Annotated in this window: 19 protein-coding genes; 11 read left to right on the top strand and 8 right to left on the bottom strand. The window is 71.4% G+C overall.

All coding sequences use genetic code 11. The features are described from left to right. Positions 1 to 27 precede the first annotated feature (27 nt). From ndhC to WH85_RS03145, 5 genes are all read left to right on the top strand, one after another. Positions 28 to 405, top strand: coding sequence for an NADH-quinone oxidoreductase subunit A (ndhC, locus tag WH85_RS03165; protein WP_045740112.1), 378 nt, complete (start codon positions 28 to 30; stop codon positions 403 to 405). Positions 406 to 473: 68 nt separating this feature from the next. After that, positions 474 to 1,025 carry a DivIVA domain-containing protein gene (locus WH85_RS48065; protein ID WP_045740111.1) on the top strand — a complete coding sequence of 184 codons (552 nt, stop codon included), beginning with the start codon at positions 474 to 476 and terminating at the stop codon, positions 1,023 to 1,025. Continuing rightward, on the top strand, positions 1,022 to 1,537 hold the full coding sequence (locus WH85_RS03155; RefSeq protein WP_045740110.1) for an SRPBCC family protein: 516 nt from the start codon (positions 1,022 to 1,024) through the stop codon (positions 1,535 to 1,537). Before WH85_RS48065 ends, WH85_RS03155 begins: the two co-directional genes overlap by 4 nt. Further along, positions 1,534 to 2,121 (top strand): DNA-3-methyladenine glycosylase I, encoded by a 588-nt coding sequence (locus tag WH85_RS03150; RefSeq protein WP_045740109.1) that lies wholly within the window; start codon positions 1,534 to 1,536, stop codon positions 2,119 to 2,121. Before WH85_RS03155 ends, WH85_RS03150 begins: the two co-directional genes overlap by 4 nt. Positions 2,122 to 2,125: 4 nt before the next feature. Beyond that, positions 2,126 to 2,662, top strand: coding sequence for a hypothetical protein (locus tag WH85_RS03145; protein ID WP_083448752.1), 537 nt, complete (start codon positions 2,126 to 2,128; stop codon positions 2,660 to 2,662). Positions 2,663 to 2,773: 111 nt separating this feature from the next. On the opposite strand, the gene WH85_RS03140 is transcribed toward WH85_RS03145, so the two are convergent. Then, positions 2,774 to 3,607 carry an enoyl-CoA hydratase/isomerase family protein gene (locus tag WH85_RS03140; RefSeq protein ID WP_045740107.1) on the bottom strand — a complete coding sequence of 278 codons (834 nt, stop codon included), beginning with the start codon at positions 3,605 to 3,607 and terminating at the stop codon, positions 2,774 to 2,776. Next, positions 3,604 to 4,413, bottom strand: a complete 810-nt coding sequence (locus WH85_RS03135; RefSeq protein WP_045740106.1) for a PaaX family transcriptional regulator — start codon at positions 4,411 to 4,413, stop codon at positions 3,604 to 3,606. The genes WH85_RS03140 and WH85_RS03135 overlap by 4 nt, the downstream gene beginning before the upstream one ends. Before the next feature lie 273 nt (positions 4,414 to 4,686). Here WH85_RS03135 and WH85_RS48410 point away from each other — a divergent pair, with 273 nt between their 5' ends. Beyond that, positions 4,687 to 4,854 carry a DUF3117 domain-containing protein gene (locus tag WH85_RS48410; protein ID WP_014447667.1) on the top strand — a complete coding sequence of 56 codons (168 nt, stop codon included), beginning with the start codon at positions 4,687 to 4,689 and terminating at the stop codon, positions 4,852 to 4,854. A 77-nt stretch (positions 4,855 to 4,931) separates the two neighbouring features. Further along, the gene (locus tag WH85_RS03130) at positions 4,932 to 6,350 is read left to right on the top strand and encodes a leucyl aminopeptidase family protein (protein WP_052720106.1); all 1,419 of its coding nucleotides are present in this window, start codon (positions 4,932 to 4,934) and stop codon (positions 6,348 to 6,350) included. On the opposite strand, the gene WH85_RS03125 is transcribed toward WH85_RS03130, so the two are convergent. Next, positions 6,330 to 6,899, bottom strand: coding sequence for an O-methyltransferase (locus WH85_RS03125; RefSeq protein WP_045740222.1), 570 nt, complete (start codon positions 6,897 to 6,899; stop codon positions 6,330 to 6,332). The genes WH85_RS03130 and WH85_RS03125 overlap by 21 nt on opposite strands. A gap of 292 nt (positions 6,900 to 7,191) precedes the next feature. On the opposite strand from WH85_RS03125, the gene WH85_RS03120 reads away from it, so the two are divergent. Both WH85_RS03120 and WH85_RS03115 read left to right on the top strand, forming a co-directional pair. Beyond that, on the top strand, positions 7,192 to 8,442 hold the full coding sequence (locus tag WH85_RS03120; protein WP_045740221.1) for a S1C family serine protease: 1,251 nt from the start codon (positions 7,192 to 7,194) through the stop codon (positions 8,440 to 8,442). A 79-nt stretch (positions 8,443 to 8,521) separates the two neighbouring features. Continuing rightward, positions 8,522 to 8,938: a twin-arginine translocase TatA/TatE family subunit gene (locus WH85_RS03115; RefSeq protein ID WP_045740104.1), complete on the top strand. Its 417-nt coding sequence runs from the start codon at positions 8,522 to 8,524 to the stop codon at positions 8,936 to 8,938. Between the two features lie 66 nt (positions 8,939 to 9,004). On the opposite strand, the gene WH85_RS03110 is transcribed toward WH85_RS03115, so the two are convergent. Genes WH85_RS03110 through WH85_RS03100 form a run of 3 tightly spaced genes read right to left on the bottom strand, consistent with a single transcriptional unit; the run spans position 9,005 to position 11,955 of the window. Next, a complete protein-coding gene (locus WH85_RS03110; RefSeq protein WP_045740103.1) occupies positions 9,005 to 10,153 on the bottom strand; it encodes an Mrp/NBP35 family ATP-binding protein in 1,149 nt (382 codons plus the stop codon). Positions 10,154 to 10,174: 21 nt separating this feature from the next. Beyond that, the gene (locus WH85_RS03105; protein WP_045740102.1) at positions 10,175 to 10,699 is read right to left on the bottom strand and encodes a DUF1003 domain-containing protein; all 525 of its coding nucleotides are present in this window, start codon (positions 10,697 to 10,699) and stop codon (positions 10,175 to 10,177) included. Then, positions 10,696 to 11,955 carry a magnesium transporter MgtE N-terminal domain-containing protein gene (locus tag WH85_RS03100; protein WP_045740101.1) on the bottom strand — a complete coding sequence of 420 codons (1,260 nt, stop codon included), beginning with the start codon at positions 11,953 to 11,955 and terminating at the stop codon, positions 10,696 to 10,698. Before WH85_RS03100 ends, WH85_RS03105 begins: the two co-directional genes overlap by 4 nt. Before the next feature lie 27 nt (positions 11,956 to 11,982). Here WH85_RS03100 and WH85_RS03095 point away from each other — a divergent pair, with 27 nt between their 5' ends. Beyond that, positions 11,983 to 12,858, top strand: a complete 876-nt coding sequence (locus tag WH85_RS03095) for a PhzF family phenazine biosynthesis protein (protein ID WP_045740100.1) — start codon at positions 11,983 to 11,985, stop codon at positions 12,856 to 12,858. 28 nt (positions 12,859 to 12,886) lie between these two features. Here the strand turns inward: WH85_RS03095 and WH85_RS03090 are convergent, their stop codons facing one another. Both WH85_RS03090 and WH85_RS03085 read right to left on the bottom strand, forming a co-directional pair. Further along, positions 12,887 to 13,381, bottom strand: a complete 495-nt coding sequence (locus WH85_RS03090; RefSeq protein ID WP_045740099.1) for a hypothetical protein — start codon at positions 13,379 to 13,381, stop codon at positions 12,887 to 12,889. Between the two features lie 34 nt (positions 13,382 to 13,415). After that, complete coding sequence (locus tag WH85_RS03085) at positions 13,416 to 14,114, bottom strand: HAD family hydrolase (RefSeq protein WP_045740098.1); 699 nt, start codon at positions 14,112 to 14,114, stop codon at positions 13,416 to 13,418. Positions 14,115 to 14,248: 134 nt separating this feature from the next. On the opposite strand from WH85_RS03085, the gene WH85_RS03080 reads away from it, so the two are divergent. Continuing rightward, a complete protein-coding gene (locus tag WH85_RS03080; RefSeq protein WP_045740097.1) occupies positions 14,249 to 15,172 on the top strand; it encodes a DMT family transporter in 924 nt (307 codons plus the stop codon). Positions 15,173 to 15,319 lie beyond the last annotated feature (147 nt).

Here is a 15,319-nt window from a genome sequence, read left to right as displayed (position 1 = left end):
GCAAAGTCTCGGTTAGGCTCCCCGATCGTGGACGGTTATCTCGGCTCGTACGCCATGCTCGGCCTGGTGATCGCCGCCGGTGTGCTGCTGTTCGTGGCCGCCTTCGGGGCGAACCGGCTGCTCCGGCCGGGGTCCCCGGCGGAACCGGCGGGCAAGCGGATCTCGTACGAGAGTGGCATCGACCCGGTCGGCGGGGACTGGGCACAGGCGCAGATCCGCTATTACGTCTATGCATACCTCTATGTGCTTTTCGCAGTGGAAGCCGTATTTCTCTTCCCCTGGGCGGTGATCTTCGATCGGCCGTCCTTCGGCGGTCCCGCGATCGCCGAGATGGGCGTCTTCGTCGCGGTCCTCGCCCTGGGCATCCTGTACGCCTGGCGGAAACGCATTCTGACCTGGACCTGACGGTCGAGCCTGCGACTGACCGGGTGGCGGGCTCGCCACGGCTGAGCCGACATGTCAACATCGTGCGCATGGGTCAGCTTCTGCTCTTCATTGTCGTGGCTCTCGTCGTCGCGACGATCGTCTTCGGCGTGACCGTCTTGCTGAGCGGGGGCGACCCCGGGCTGACCCCGGTCGAGCCCGACGGCCGGTCGGTGCCGCTGCCCGGCGACCGTCCGCTCGGTGAGGGCGACATCGCCAAGGCTCGGTTCGACACCGTGTGGCGTGGTTACCGGATGAATCAGGTGGATCAGGCGCTGCATCGCGCGGCGTACGACATCGGCTACAAGGGCGAGCTGATCAGCGTGCTCGAGGCCGAGGTCGCCGCGCTGCGGGAGGGCCGCACCGAGGACGCCGAGGTGCTGCGCCGGGCTCGCGAGGCCGCGGTGGCCCCGGGTGTCACGCCCGGCGAGCCGGCCGGCGCCGACGAGGTCGAACCCGCCGGGGCGCCGGAGAACCCGGAGAAGCCGGTGGAGCCGGTCGCGGACGACCCGGTGGCGGAGACCGTGGGCCTCCCCGCACCGGGCCCGGCCCCGGTGCTCGGCAAGGCACCCGGCAGCGACGAGGAACCGGCGGGACGATGAGTGGCACCGGCCCGGAGGGCAACCCAAGCAACGGTGACGGTCTCGGCGACGCCGGCCGGCCCGGCCACGGCGAGTTCACCGCCACGGTGATCGTGAACGCCCCCGCCGAGAAGGTGTTCGCCGCCTTCCTGGACTGGGAGGCGCAGTCCGCGTGGATCCCGTTCACCCGGGTCCGGGTGGTCGAGGGCGACGGCGGTGAGGGCAGCCTGGTGGAGGCGGTCACCGCGCTCGGCCCGGCGGTGCTCCGCGACGAGCTGCGGGTCGTCAAGGTCAACGCGCCGTTCGAGGTGCGGGTCGTGCACTGCGGCAAGGTGCTGCGCGGGCCGGGTTCGATGCGGTGCACGGCGATGTCCGGCGACCGGACCCAGGTCGTCCTGCACGAGTGGTTCCACCTGCCGCCCGGTGCGGTCGGCAAGATCGCCTGGCCGGTGCTCTGGCCCGGCTCCAAGATCGGTTTCACCGGCGCGCTGAAGAAGTTCGGCCGCCTCGTGGAGCAGGGCCGGCTGCCGTGACCGACCTGGTGGTGGGCGCCGACGGCCGGGCCCGCTGCTTCTGGGCTGGCAGCGCGCCGGATTACGCGGCCTATCACGACGACGAGTGGGGCCGCCCGCTGCGCGGCGACGACGCGCTGTTCGAGCGCCTCACCCTGGAGGCCTTCCAGTCCGGCCTGGCCTGGATCACCATCCTGCGCAAACGTCCGGCGTTCCGGGCCGCCTTCGACGACTTCGTCATCGCCGAGGTCGCCGGGTACACCGAGGCCGACGCCGCCCGGCTGATGGCCGACGCCGGCATCGTCCGCAACCGGATGAAGATCGACGCGGCGCTGCACAACGCGAAGGTCGCCGCCGATCTCCCGGAGGGCCTCTCCGCACTGCTGTGGTCCTTCCAGCCCGCCGGGCGGCCGCGTCCGGGTGCCCGGGCCGACGTCCCGGCGGTCACCGCGGAGTCCACCGCGCTCGCCAAGGCGCTCAAGAAACGCGGCTTCAAGTTCGTCGGTCCCACCACCGCGTACGCGTTGATGCAGGCCACCGGCATGGTCGACGATCATCTGGCGGACTGTTGGGTCCCGCCGTCCGAGCGCGCCGCCCCCGCGTGATGAGATGGGAGGCATGGCGCAGTGGTCGGTGATTCTTCCGGACGAGCAGTGGGCGACCGAGCGGTTGTTCCAGCACGAGGTCGTGACGGTGGCGGGTGGGCCGGTGGCGGCCTCCGCGGGTGACGAGGTCCTGATCCTCGCCGAGGACCACGTCGTGGCACTGGCCCGCGTGGAGAAGACCGACGGCGGCGACCTGGTGCTGGGCTATCAGCGCCGGGCCTTCGACTCCCCGGTGCCCGCCGAGGGCCTGATCGCCGACTCCCCGGTCGCCGCGGTCGACGTGGAGATCTTCCAGCGTCTGGCGGCCCGTGTCGCCGGCCCGGCCGACAAGAAGAACTGGCTGGTCAGCGTGGCCATGCCGATCGAGGCGAGCAACCCCGCCGAGGCGGTCCGCCAGTTCTGGTCACACGTGCTCGAGCTGGGCCCCTCCGAGCTGCCCGCCTACGTCTGGCCCAGCGGCGACGAACTCGCCATGCAGGCCTTCGTGCTGGGCGCCGAGCGCAACCAGGACCCGGAAGAAGAAGACGAAGACGACGAGTGACGGGGGTACGCCTACCGGCCTCCCACCGCCGGCACCGCGCGATGCGGTGCCCGCTCCGGGCCGCGGCGCGACCGCCGGCCCGGAGCATGCCCGAAGCAGCGTGGTCGAGGCTCAGTGCCCCTGGTACGTCGGCTTCTGCTTGTTGAGGAACGACTCCACCGCGCCCCGGTGGTCGGCCGTCGCACCGCAGATGGCCTGCGCCTGGGCCTCGGCGGCCAGCGCGTCGGACAGTGTCCCCGCGTCGCCGATGAACAGCTCCCGCTTGATCGCCCCGTAGGCCACGGTCGGCCCGGCCGCCAGCCGCTCGGCCAGCTCGTGCGCCGCCGGCAGCACCTGCTCGTCGTCCTCGAGCAACTGCGAGAGCATGCCGATCCGGTACGCCTCCTCGGCGCGCACCGGCTGGGCGAGCAGCAGCAGTTCCACCGCCTTGGCGTGCCCGACGATGCGCGGCAGCGACCACGAGATGCCGCTGTCCCCGGCCAGGCCCACGTTGGCGAACGCCATCAGGAAACTCGTCTTCGGCCCGCCGATCCGGAAGTCGGCGAGCATCGCCAGCGACGCACCCGCCCCGGCGGCCATCCCGCGGACCGCGGCGATCACCGGTTTCGGCATGCTGGCCAGCCGCTGCGCGATCGGGTTGTAGTGCAACTGGACGGTGTTCAGGTCGGTCGACCCCGCCTCCAGCAGCGAGGCGTGCTCCCGCAGATCCTGGCCGCCGCTGAACGCGCCGCCCGCCCCGGTGAGCACGATCGCCCGGACCGACCGGTCGCTCTCCAGCTGGGCGAGGGTGTCCCGGAGGGCCTCCTTGAGGTCCACGGTGAACGCGTTCATCGCCTCGGGACGGTTCAGGGTCAGGGTGACGACGGCGCCGGTGCGGTCGACGAGGAGGGAGTCAGCCGTCAGTCCGTTTCTGGGCGGCGGCTGGGGCGGTCGGATGGCGGTCATGGCTCTGAGAATCCCACACGACCGCCACGATGGGCAGCGTGCAGACAGCGTTCGACGTAGCGGTCGGCGGCCGGCCGCAACCGGGTGGCGTGCTTGTCGAAGAAGGCCGCGGCGCGTACCCCGGGCCAGCGGGCCGGCAGCAGCGCCGGGGGTAGCTGCGGGTCGTCGAGCAGGATCGAGCGCCACGCGTGGACCAGGCGGAAGCGGGCCGCGTACGCCTCCTCGTCGGTGCTGCGCAGGGTGATCGCCTTGACCGCGGGGTGGACCGTGTCGGCGAACCGCGCGTAGGACTCGCCGAGCCGGGTCAGGTCCCAGGCGCGGTCCACCAGTTCGGCGGGCCCGGACGAGCCGCTGTGACTGGCGCTGAACCGTTCGTACCCGATGCTCGCCGCACCGAGGATCGTCACGATCTCGTCGGAGGCTCGCGGCGAGACCCAGACCTGTTCGCTGAGTGGCCCGTAGCCGAGGAGGGCGAGGCGGTCGGTCTCCGGGCGCCCGGGTGGCTCGTGCAGCAGCAGCATGTCGAACCGCCCGTCCCAGCCGCTGCGCCCGGTGCGGTAGACCCGGGCCGACGTCTCGTCGAGTCGGCGGGCGGCTTTCGGGGTGAGCAGATATCCGGGTCCTGCGGCCAGGCGAAGCGGATGAAGCCAGCCCTGCCGCACCATTCGTGACACGGCGGTCCGGACCGCGGGGGCGGCGATGTCGAGGGGAGCCAGCAACCGGACCAGCGCTGAGACCGGAGCCCGGGAGCCCCGGGCACGCAGGTAGTCGCCGTACAGGTCGAAGAGAGCGGACCGCGCCTGCATGACCGCACATTGTGACAGTCTGAAAGGCGATATGCTAGATGCTGTCACATCCGCCCGGGCTGGGTTTGGGTTCGCCGGTGTTCATCAGGGAAAATGTTTGATCGGCACGGTGGGCCGCAACGCGTGAACACGTGAAACGGCCTGTACGGCCGCCGGTCGGATACGAGCACCGCGTCGCGTGGGGCTGAGCACGTGACGTGGCTGCTGGCATTCCAGGAGCAAGTGGCTGTGGGGCAACCCACCGACCCTGACGTAGGTCTGAGGGGAGACAAGATGGCGGCGATGAAGCCGCGGACGGGCGATGGTCCGCTGGAGGTCACCAAGGAGGGTCGTGGCATCGTCATGCGCGTCCCGCTGGAGGGTGGTGGCCGTCTCGTCGTTGAGATGACTCCGGACGAGGCCAACGCGCTGGGTGACGCGTTGAAGTCGATCGCCGGCTGACGTTTCACGCGAGCCCGCCGGTACGGTACCGCCCGTACCGGCGGGCTTTCCACGTCTTAAGGAAAGGTCATCCTCCCGTGTTCGTTATCCGTTTGACCCCGTCACCAGACGAGGCGGCCACCCGGGTTCTGCCGGTCGGCCCGCAGGGCGTACTGCCCGGTGACGGCCCCGCCGGCGACCTCGACGCCGAGGCTGCCGTGCTGGCCGGTGGCGTCCGCGCCGCCGGTGAGGTGCTGGTTCTGCCGCGTCCGCTGCGCGAGCCGGCCCGTGCTCTGCTGGCCGGTGTCGGCTCCGGTGACGAGGCAGCCTGGCGATCCGCCGGCGCCGCCGCCGTCCGGGCCGCAGAGGCCGCTGAGGAGCTCGAGGTGCGGCTCCCGTCCGACGCCGGTCCGGAGGCCCTGCGCGGCCTCGCCGAGGGCCTCTGGCTGGGCGGCTACCGCTACCGCGACGCGCCCAAGGCTCCCCGGTCCGCCGAGGTGCGGATCGTGACCGCCCGGGCCGCCGAGTTCGCGGCGACCCTGGAACAGGCCCGGATCACCGCGGCCGCCACCTGGCTGGCCCGTGACCTCACCAACACCCCGTCCTCGGTGAAGAACCCGGAGTGGTTCGCCGGCCAGGCCGTCGCCGAGGCGGCGAGCCGTCCCGGGCTGACCGTCACCGTCCGCGCCGGCGACGAGCTGCAGCGCTTCGGCGGCATCCGGGCGGTCGGCGGCGGTTCGGTGACCCCGCCCCGGTTCGTCGAGGTGTCCTGGGCGCCCGCCGGCGCGACCACGCACGTGGTGCTGGTCGGCAAGGGCATCACCTTCGACACCGGCGGCATCTCGATCAAGCCGCGCGACGGCATGAAGCTGATGAAGAAGGACATGGGCGGTGCGGCCGCGGTCCTCGCCGCCACGCTCGGCGTCGCCGACCTCGGACTCCATGTCCGGGTGACCGCACTGCTCCCGCTCGCCGAGAACGCGATCAGCGGTTCCGCCTTCCGTCCCGGTGACGTGATCACCCACTACGACGGCAGCACCAGCGAGAACCTCAACTCGGACGCCGAGGGCCGGATCGTGCTCGCCGACGCGCTGGGCTACGCCACCGCCGAGCTGAACCCCGACCTGATCCTCAACCTGGCCACGCTGACCGGCGCCAACGCGGTCGCCCTGGGCAAGCGCACCGCCGCCCTCTACAGCCCGGACGACGCCCTGGCCACGGCACTCGCCGAGGCGGGCGCGGCGGCCGGCGAGAAGATGTGGCGCCTGCCGCTCGCCGACGACTACGTCGACAACTTGCGCAGCGACATCGCCGACCGGGTCAGCGCGGCGCCCGGCCCGGGGTCGGTGATGGCGGCCCTGTTCCTGCGGGACTTCTTCGGGGAGACCACCTGGGCGCACATCGACATGTCGGCGCCGAGCTGGGCCGAGGCGGACGACCTCGACCTCAGCAAGGGTGCCACCGGCTGGGGCGCGCGGACGCTCCTGCGCTATCTCTCAGCGGCGTACGGCGGTTAGCAGGCCGGCGCCGGACGGGATGATGGCGGGCGTCCAGTCCTCCGACTCCTTGATCGCCTTGACCGTCTCGCGGACGGTCAGGGTGTCGACGTCACGGGCGGCCGGGTCACCGATCCGGCCGCCGGCCAGCGCCCCGTTGACGACCAGTACGCCGCCGGGGCGCAGCATCCGCAGGGCGGCCTCGGTGCACGCCGCGAACTCGGTGGTGTCGGCGTCGACGAACAGCATGTCGTACGCCCCGTCGGCCAGGCGGGGCAGCACGTCCAGGGCACGACCGCTGATGATCCGGGTCCGGGACGAGGTGTACCCGGCCTCCTGGAAGATCCGGCGGGCGATCCTCTGATGTTCCCGCTCCACGTCGATCGTGGTGAGGATGCCACCGGGGACCATGCCACGGAGGAGCCAGATGCCGCTCACACCCGTACCCGTGCCGATCTCGACCACGGCCTTGGCGCTGCCCGCGGCAGCGAGGAGGCTGAGCACCGAGCCCGCGCCCGGCGAGACGCAGGGCAGGCCGAGCTCGTGCGCCAGGGCACGCGCGGTCTGCAGGACCGGGTCCTCGGTGGCGTAGGTCTCGGCGAACGGCGTGGCATGCGCCTGCTGACCGAAGGAACGAGCTGGACCGATGATGACGACCTCCGAGCGACTGTCGATGCCGGCGGCTGGAAACCGCGCACATCGGATAAGAGAGTAGAGCGATGCTCTCGGGTGATGCACCTGACCGTCGATGGATAAACCAGCCACCGCGGGCAGCGAGGTGTCCGGTGGGTGGGTGTGATCCGGCGATTCCGTGTCATCCTGGATGCGCGGAGCCGGGCGAACGATGAGTGGAGGCACCGACGTGACCGACGGCGGACATTGGCGCCGGCCATCGATGCCGCCTGCTCCGGGTGCTCCGGAAGCGGCGTGGTGGTCCGATGCCTCGTCGGATCCGTGGCGTGATCCCTATTCGGCGGCGGCGATCCACCTGCCACCGCCGGCGCCGTCCGGGGGCCCGCCGCTGGAGGTCGTCCCCGATCCCGACGCGCCGCGCCGCCCGTGGTCGCCGATCCTTCTGATCTGCCTGGTCACGGCCCTGCTGGCCGGTGGTGTCGGCGGCACGCTGGGCTTCGTCTTCGCGGTCCGCGGCGGTTACGCGACCGGTGGCGGCACCCAGTTGGGCGCCGCTCCGCAGACCGCCGGCGCCGTCCAGCACGCGCCCGAGTCGACCGCCGGAGTGGTCGATCAGGTGCTGCCGAGCGTGGTGACGGTCCGGGTCTCGGGTGCGATCGGGTCCGGTTTCGTGGTCTCCACCGACGGCTACGTGATCACCAACGATCACGTCGTCGCGGGCGCCGACGGGGCCATGTCGGTGTCGTTCAGCGACGGCTCGACGGCCTCGGCGAAGCTGGTCGGACGGGACCCGGAGTCCGACGTCGCAGTGATCAAAGTCGCAAAGTCCGGGTTGACCCCGGTGGGCCTGGGTGACTCGGACACGATCGCGGTCGGTGACCCGGTGCTCGCTTTCGGTTCGCCGCTGGCCCTGGTGAACACGGTGACCCAGGGCATCGTCAGCGCGCTGGACCGGCCCATCGTGCAGAGCGGCGGCGACTCCAGCGGCGTCACCCGGTACTACGCGGCCATCCAGACCGACGCCGCGGTCAACCAGGGCAACTCCGGTGGCCCGCTGGTCGACGCGTCCGGTCAGGTCGTCGGGGTCAACTCGGTGATCCGCTCGGTCGGTGCCAGCGACACCGAGGCCGGCAACATCGGCCTGGCCTTCGCCATCCCGATCAACCAGGCGAAGCGGGTCGCCCAGGACATCATCGACACCGGCAAGGCCCGCCGGACGGTGATCGGTGCCGAGGTGATGACCGGCGGTTCCTACAGCGGGGCCCGGCTGCGTGCCGTGGAGCCGGCCGGACCGGCCGCCGCCGCGGCGCTCAAGAGCGGCGACGTGGTCACCCGGCTGGACGGGCACCTGCTCGACGACGGCACCGACCTGATCGCCCTGGTCCGCAAGTACGCGCCGGGATCGGTGGTCGCGGTGGAGTACCGCCGCGGCAACAAGACCGCCTCGGCCTCGGTGACGCTGGCGGCCGACACGAACTGACAAGTGGCGCACAGTCCCGGGGCTGTGCGGTCACAGTCGGCGTGCGTACGCTTGGCCCCGGACGCCCGGGAGGCAGTAAGTGTTCGAGAATCTGAACTGGTGGGAGATCGGCGCGCTCCTGATGCTGGCGCTTCTGATCTTCGGGGAGCGGCTGCCCAAGGTGATCGGCGACGGCCTGCGCATGCTGCGTGGCCTGCGCGCCATGGCGCAGAACGCGACCACCGACCTGAGTCGTGAGCTCGGCACCGACATCCAGCTCGAGGATCTGCATCCGAAGGCTTTCATCCGCAAGCACATCCTCAGCGAGGAGGACGAGGCGGCGATCCGCAAGCCGCTGCAGACCCTCTACGACGATGTGAAGGGCGACCTGAACGGCGTCAAGACCGAGCTGAACGAGGTCGCGTCGGCCGTCGACATCAAGAAGGCCCCGGAGAAGGCCGCTGCGCCCGTCGAGGCTCCCCGACCGGCGCAGCGTTACGACCTCGACGCTACGTGAAACGCCTCCCCTGGCCTGCAGCGATTGCTGGTTGATCCAGCTTTCAGCGGGCGTGGTGAGCCGTGTCTAGTTCTTGGTGGTCACCATGAGGCCGAGCGGCTTGCCGACCAGGGACTCGCGGCGGACGGCCAGGCTGTCGGCCACCGCGTCCAGCGCCTTCGCTGCCGGGGCGTCCGGCTCGGCCAGCACGATCGGGGTGCCCCCGTCGCCGGCCTCCCGGACCCGGGTGTCCAGCGGGATCTGACCGAGCAGCGGCACCCGCGCACCGACCGTCTGGGTCAGCGAGTCGGCGACCGCCTGGCCACCGCCCGAGCCGAAGACGTCCATCCGCGAGCCGTCCGGCAGCTCCAGCCAGGACATGTTCTCCACCACGCCGACCAGGCGCTGGTGGGTCTGCAGCGCGATGGCTCCGGCCCGCTCGGCGACCTCGGCGGCGGCCGTCTGCGGCGTGGTGACCACCAGGATCTCCGCGTTCGGCAGCAGCTGGGCCAGCGAGATCGCCACGTCGCCGGTGCCCGGCGGCAGGTCGAGCAGCAGCACGTCCAGGTCGCCCCAGTAGACGTCGGCGAGGAACTGCTGCAGCGCGCGGTGCAGCATCGGACCACGCCAGACCACCGCGGCGTTGCCGGCCGTGAACATGCCGATCGAGATGACCTTCACGCCGTGCGACTGCGGCGGCATGATCATTTCTTCGACGCGGGTGGGACGGCCCTCCACCCCGAGCATGCGGGGCACCGAGTGGCCGTAGATGTCGGCGTCGACCACGCCGACCGACAGGCCCCGCCGGGCCAGGGCCGCGGCCAGGTTCACGGTGACGCTGGATTTGCCGACGCCGCCCTTGCCGCTGGCCACCGCGTACACCCGCGTGCGTGACCCGGGCTGGGCGAACGGGATGACCGGTTCCGCGCTCTCCCCGCCACCGCGCAGCGTGGTCTGCAGCGCCTTGCGCTGTTCCTCGTTCATCACACCGAAGTTGATCTCGACCCGGTCGATGCCGGGGATCTTCGTGACGGCGTCGGTGATGTCGGTGGTCAGCTTGTCCCGCAGCGGACAGCCGGCGACAGTGAGCAGCAGGTCGACCTTCACCAGGCCGTCGCCGATGGTGAAGCCCGAGACCATGCCGAGGTCGGTGATCGGGCGGCGGATCTCAGGGTCGTCCACGGTCGCCAGAGCGGCCTGGACGGCATCCTCGAGCGTGGGAGCAGGAGCGGACATGCCTGCCATGCTACGTCGAGGTCAGGGGTGCTCCTCCTCCCACTCCGTACGCGCCCGCTTCTCCCGCCGCATCGCGGCCTCGTCCAGCTCGTCCGCCAGCCGGTTCAGCTCGTTACGCAGGAAATCCCTGGTCGCCACGTCGCCGAGGGCGATCCGCAGCGACGCTATCTCCCGGGTCAGGAACTCGGTGTCGGCCTTCTGCAGGGCGGCACGGCGTCGATCCTCGTCCATGGCCAGCCGGTCCCGGTCGGTCTGCCGGTTCTGGGCGAGCAGGATCAGCGGAGCGGCGTACGACGCCTGCAACGACAGGATCAGGGTGAGGAACGTGAACGTGTACGGGTCGAACCGCATCCGGTCCGGCGCCAGGGTGTTCCACGCGAACCAGGCGGCGATCAGCACCGTCATGTAGACGATGAACTTCGCCGTCCCCATGTACCGGGCGATCCCCTCCGACCAGCGGCCGAAGGCCTCCGGATCGAACCTGGGCAGCTGCACCCGGCCCGGCTCGCGAGGCTGGTCCAGCCGGTCCCGCCGTGTCTCGCTCATGAGGCCGCGTCTCTGTCACGCCAGTCCCTGGGCAGGGAGTGGTCCAGCACATCGTCCACCGTCACCGCGCCGAGCAGCCGGTGGTTGGAGTCGATCACCGGCATCGCGACCAGGTCGTACGTCGCCATCCGCCGGGTGATCTCGAGTAGTCCGGCCCCGGTGCGCAACGGCTCGATGCCGTCGTCCACCAGTCCGCCCACGATCGACGACGGCGGCTCGCGCAGCAGTCGCTGGAAGTGCACCATGCCGAGGTACTTACCCGTCGGCGTGGCGGCCGGTGCCCGGGCCACGAACACCTGGGCCGCCACCACGGCGGACAACTCCGGCTCGCGGATCCGGGCGAGCGCCTCGGCGACCGTGGTGTCCGGGGTCAGGATCACCGGCTCGGAGGTCATCACACTGCCCGCGGTGCCCGGCTGGTAGTCCATCAGCTGCCGGACCGGTGCCGCCTCCTCCGGTTCCATCAGGTCGAGCAGCACCGCCTGCTCGGCCTTGGGCAGCTCGGCGAGCAGGTCGGCCGCGTCGTCCGGGTCCATCCGTTCCAGCACGTCCGCGGCGCGTTCCCGGTCCAGCCGGGCCAGGATCTCCACCTGGTCGTGCTCGGGCAGTTCCTCCAGCACGTCGGCGAGCTTGCGGTCGCTCAGCGCGGCGGCCACCTCGTTGCGCCGCGCGTCCGGCAGGTCCTGCAGCACGTTCGCCATGTCGGCCGGGCGCATCTGGTCCAGCAGGGCCAGCAGACTCGAGGTGCCCTGCGTGTCGGTCGGGCCGACCAGGCCGCGGACCCGGTCGTACTCGGCCTGGAAGACGTGACCCCGGCGGGCCAGGCGGCCGGTGTGCCCGCGGACCGCGACCCGGGTGATCTGCCACTCGGTGTTGCGGCTCAGCTCCATCCCGACGTCCACCACGGTGGCGCCCTGCTCCGGCCCGTCGCCGTGCTCGGGCGTCACGGTCACCCGGCGGTCCAGCAGATCCTCCAGCACCAGCAGCTCGTTCGGCCGTTTCTCGAACCGGCGCAGGTTGAGCGTGCCCGTGCTGAGCACCACCGACTCGGCGTCCATGCTGGTCACCCGCCCGATGGGCAGGAAGATGCGGCGGCGCAGCGCCATCTCGGCGACGAGACCGACGACCTGCGGCGGCCGGTTGGTCGTGCGGAGTCGGACCACCGCGTCGCGAACCCGTCCGACCCGGTCCCCGTTGGGGTCGAAAACCGCCAGGCCGGCGAGGCGAGCCAGATAAACCCTCGTCCCCATGGTCACGGACCCAGACTAGGTTAGGGTCCGGACATGTCCACCGTGGCGTACGAGATCGTCGACGTGTTCACGGATCGGCCCTTCGCCGGCAATCCGCTCGCCGTGGTCTACGGCGCACAACACCTGGGCACCGATCAGATGCAGGCCATGGCCCGGGAGTTCAACCTCTCCGAGACCGCGTTCGTGCTGCCGGCCACCACCGCCGAGGCCGGATACCGCCTGCGGATCTTCACTCCGGAGCTCGAACTGCCGTTCGCGGGTCACCCGAGCGTGGGATCCGCGGTCACCTCGATGCGCCGTGGCCTGTTCGGGCCGGGCCGGGTGGTGCAGGAGTGCGGCGCCGGCCTGCTGCCTATCGAGGTGACCGAGAACGGTCACGGCACGCTGACCGGTGGGAAGCCCCGGCTGGGCGCGACGTTCGCGCCGGGTGCGGTCCTCGCGGCGGTCGGCCTGACGGCCGAGGACCATGCCGGGCCTGCTGCCCCACGTGCGGCCGGGTGCGGATTGGACTGGGTGTTCCTTCCGGTACGCCGGGAGGCACTCGCGAAGGCGCGGGCGAACGCGGCCGCCGCCGAACTGACCGGCGTCAGCGACTTCAGCGTCTTCGCCTGGTCGGCCGGGAACCGGGAGGCGTACGCCCGGGTGTTCGTGGCCGGTTCCGCCGTGGACGAGGACCCGGCGACCGGGTCGGCGGCCCTGGGTCTGGGCGTCTGGCTGGTCGACGCGGGGTGGCTGCCCGGCGAGGGCACCTCGTCGTACCGGGTGCACCAGGGCATCGAGATGAGACGGCCGTCGCTGCTGGACTGCACGGTCACCGCGGTGGGCGGTGCGGCCGTCACGGCCACCGTCGCCGGTTCGGTTTACCCGGTCGCTGAGGGCCGGATCGCGGTCCCGCCTTTCATCGGCTGATCACTCCTTCGGGGCTGACCGCTTCCGATCAGCGCTTGCGGACCTTGTGAAGGCGGAACGGCTTGCGGGTCTCCACCCGGGCCGGCGTCTCCCGGGGCGGTGCGGCAGCCGACTCCGACGACAGGCCGGAACCGCCGAGCACGGTCTCGGCCACCGGGGTCAGCCGGACCACCGCACAGCCGGTCTCCACCCAGCGGGTGACCAGGTCCTCGGCGCTGCCGGAGGCGTTCAGCCGTTTCGCGGCCAGCTGCGGCGCGATCTCGTCCCACTCCGGACTGCCCGGCAGCACCCGGGCCACCGTCGCCTCGGACTGCACGATCAGCCCGCCGTGGTCGCCGCGCAGCCGGACCGTGGCCCGTTCGGCCCGGTCCAGGCCCGGCGCGAACTGCTCGCCGGCACCGCTGACCACGGCCAGGGTGTTCTCCACGGGCAGGCACCAGAGCGCGTACGCCGGGGCGTCGCCCACCGAGATCCAGGCGATCGACGCCTTCTTGATCGCCTCTTCCAGCACGCCAGAACTCACCCGGCCATCCTCGCACGCAGGCGTGGCGCCGGGCTCAGACCAGGACCGGCAGCGGGTCGATCAACGTGAGCACGTCGGTGAGCGACCGGACGGTCCGCCCGGCGAAGTTCGTGTCGGCGTCGAAGACCAGGTGGTTCGCGAGATCCGGAGCGGCCAGCCGGACCGGGGTCATGCCGACGGCCGCGGCCCCTGTCAGCTCGTGGCTGCCACCGTCCCCGACGTACAGGCAGTCCCGCGGTGCGACACCCAACTGATCACAAGCAGCCAGATAGATCTCCGGGTCCGGTTTGCAGACTCCGATCTCCACGGAGTAGATCTGAGCATCGAGCAGCGGCGCCACAGGGAGCCCGGGCAGGAAGGCGGGCAGTTCGTGGGTGCAGTCGCTGATCAGCGCGGTGCGGACGCCTCGGCCCCGGACGGCGGTGAGCGCCGAGACCGCGTCGGAGCGCAACCGGGTGTCGGCGCGCAGCGCGTCCACCCGGGCCGGCATCGCCGCGCGGATCGCACCGGGTCGCGGCCGGCCGCCGGCCTGTTCGATCACCCAGGCGAGGGTGGCCTCGGCCGAGCCGTACCGTCCGCAGGCGCGGGCCCGGAACGTGCGGTCGAGGACGCCGCGGACGGCTTCGGGGTCGGCGCCGAGGGCCCGGGCGATGTCCGCGTGCTGGGGCCCACGCTGAACGGATCGGGTCAACGTGCCAAAAAAGTCAAATACCACGGCACGGTACGCGGGCACGTAAATCGGCCTCCCGGGCATCGAGGTGCTGAAACGGGCAAGGAACCGTCGGTGACTGTATCCATTCCGTCACTCTCCGCCAATGGGGCTGGTCGCGTATGCCTGGTCACGCACGCAAGAAGCGACTGCCAGGGATGAATACGCGCTCACCTCGTCAACCGGCCACCGTCCTCGCCTTGACCGTGGCCGTCCTCGCCGTCTCCTCCTCCGGCCCACTGATCGCGTTCGCCGCCGCTCCGGCGCTGGCCGTGGCGTTCTGGCGCAACGCCATCGCGACCGCCGTGCTGACCCCCGTCGCAGCGGTCGCCCGGCGGGCCGAGATCCGGGGCATCCTCTTCGGGCCGTACCGTCGAGCAGGCCTGTTCTGCCTGCTCGCGGGCGTGACCCTGGCCGCGCACTTCGCCACCTGGATGCCGAGCGTGCAACTCGGCTCGGTCGCCACCGCCACCGCCCTGGTCGCCACCCAACCGGTCTGGCAGGGACTGATCGCGGCGGCGCAGGGCCGCCGTCCCGGCGTCCACGGCTGGATCGGCATCGGCCTCGCGGTGGCCGGCGCCGCATGGGCCACCGGCGCCGACATCGCCGTCTCCGGACAGGCCGTGCTCGCCGACGTGCTGGCACTGTTCGGCGCGATCTTCGCCGCCGTCTACACCGCCCTCGGCGAACGGGCCCGGACGACGTTGAGCACCACCACGTACACCTGGATCTGTTATGGCACCTGCGCGGTGATCCTGCTGCCGGTCTGCCTGATCGCCGGCGCCGACCTGGGCGGTTACGACAACGGCACCTGGCTCGCGATCCTGGCCGTCGTCGTCGGCGCCCAACTGCTCGGGCACTCGATGTTCAACTACGCGCTGCAGCGCACCTCGGCCACCACGGTCAGCGTGCTGATCCTGCTCGAAGTGCCCGGCGCGGCCCTGCTCGCCTGGTTGTGGCTCGGCCAGCAGCCACGCCCGGAGGCGTTGCCCGGCCTGGCGCTGCTGCTCGCCGGGGTCGCCGTGGTCATCCTTATGGCTCGTCCGCGAGCATTCCTCCGATCCGGACGCCGCCGTGGCTGAAAGTCACCATATGAGCCACTTGGTGTGACTGCCGTTCGTTGCACCGGCTGTCGGTTTCGTCGGTCGGCCCGGCGGTCGGTGCGGCTGTCGGCCCGGCTCGGCTTTGGCGCGGTTCCGGCTCGGCTTTGGCGCGGCTTTTGCACGGCT

This window comes from Actinoplanes rectilineatus (assembly GCF_000962825.1).
Classification (GTDB): domain Bacteria; phylum Actinomycetota; class Actinomycetes; order Mycobacteriales; family Micromonosporaceae; genus Actinoplanes; species Actinoplanes rectilineatus.
This window is presented reverse-complemented; position numbering and strand designations above follow the sequence as displayed.

What these genes read in the sequence shown, in the direction of transcription:
- WH85_RS48065 (WP_045740111.1), top strand. Translation starts at nt 474, where the DNA reads ATGGGTCAGCTTCTGCTCTTCATTGTCGTGGCTCTCGTCGTCGCGACG.
- WH85_RS03155 (WP_045740110.1), top strand. Translation starts at nt 1,022, where the DNA reads ATGAGTGGCACCGGCCCGGAGGGCAACCCAAGCAACGGTGACGGTCTC.
- WH85_RS03145 (WP_083448752.1), top strand. Translation starts at nt 2,126, where the DNA reads ATGGGAGGCATGGCGCAGTGGTCGGTGATTCTTCCGGACGAGCAGTGG.
- WH85_RS03140 (WP_045740107.1), bottom strand. Translation starts at nt 3,607, where the DNA reads ATGACCGCCATCCGACCGCCCCAGCCGCCGCCCAGAAACGGACTGACG.
- WH85_RS03135 (WP_045740106.1), bottom strand. Translation starts at nt 4,413, where the DNA reads ATGCAGGCGCGGTCCGCTCTCTTCGACCTGTACGGCGACTACCTGCGT.
- WH85_RS48410 (WP_014447667.1), top strand. Translation starts at nt 4,687, where the DNA reads ATGGCGGCGATGAAGCCGCGGACGGGCGATGGTCCGCTGGAGGTCACC.
- WH85_RS03110 (WP_045740103.1), bottom strand. Translation starts at nt 10,153, where the DNA reads ATGTCCGCTCCTGCTCCCACGCTCGAGGATGCCGTCCAGGCCGCTCTG.
- WH85_RS03105 (WP_045740102.1), bottom strand. Translation starts at nt 10,699, where the DNA reads ATGAGCGAGACACGGCGGGACCGGCTGGACCAGCCTCGCGAGCCGGGC.
- WH85_RS03095 (WP_045740100.1), top strand. Translation starts at nt 11,983, where the DNA reads ATGTCCACCGTGGCGTACGAGATCGTCGACGTGTTCACGGATCGGCCC.
- WH85_RS03080 (WP_045740097.1), top strand. Translation starts at nt 14,249, where the DNA reads ATGAATACGCGCTCACCTCGTCAACCGGCCACCGTCCTCGCCTTGACC.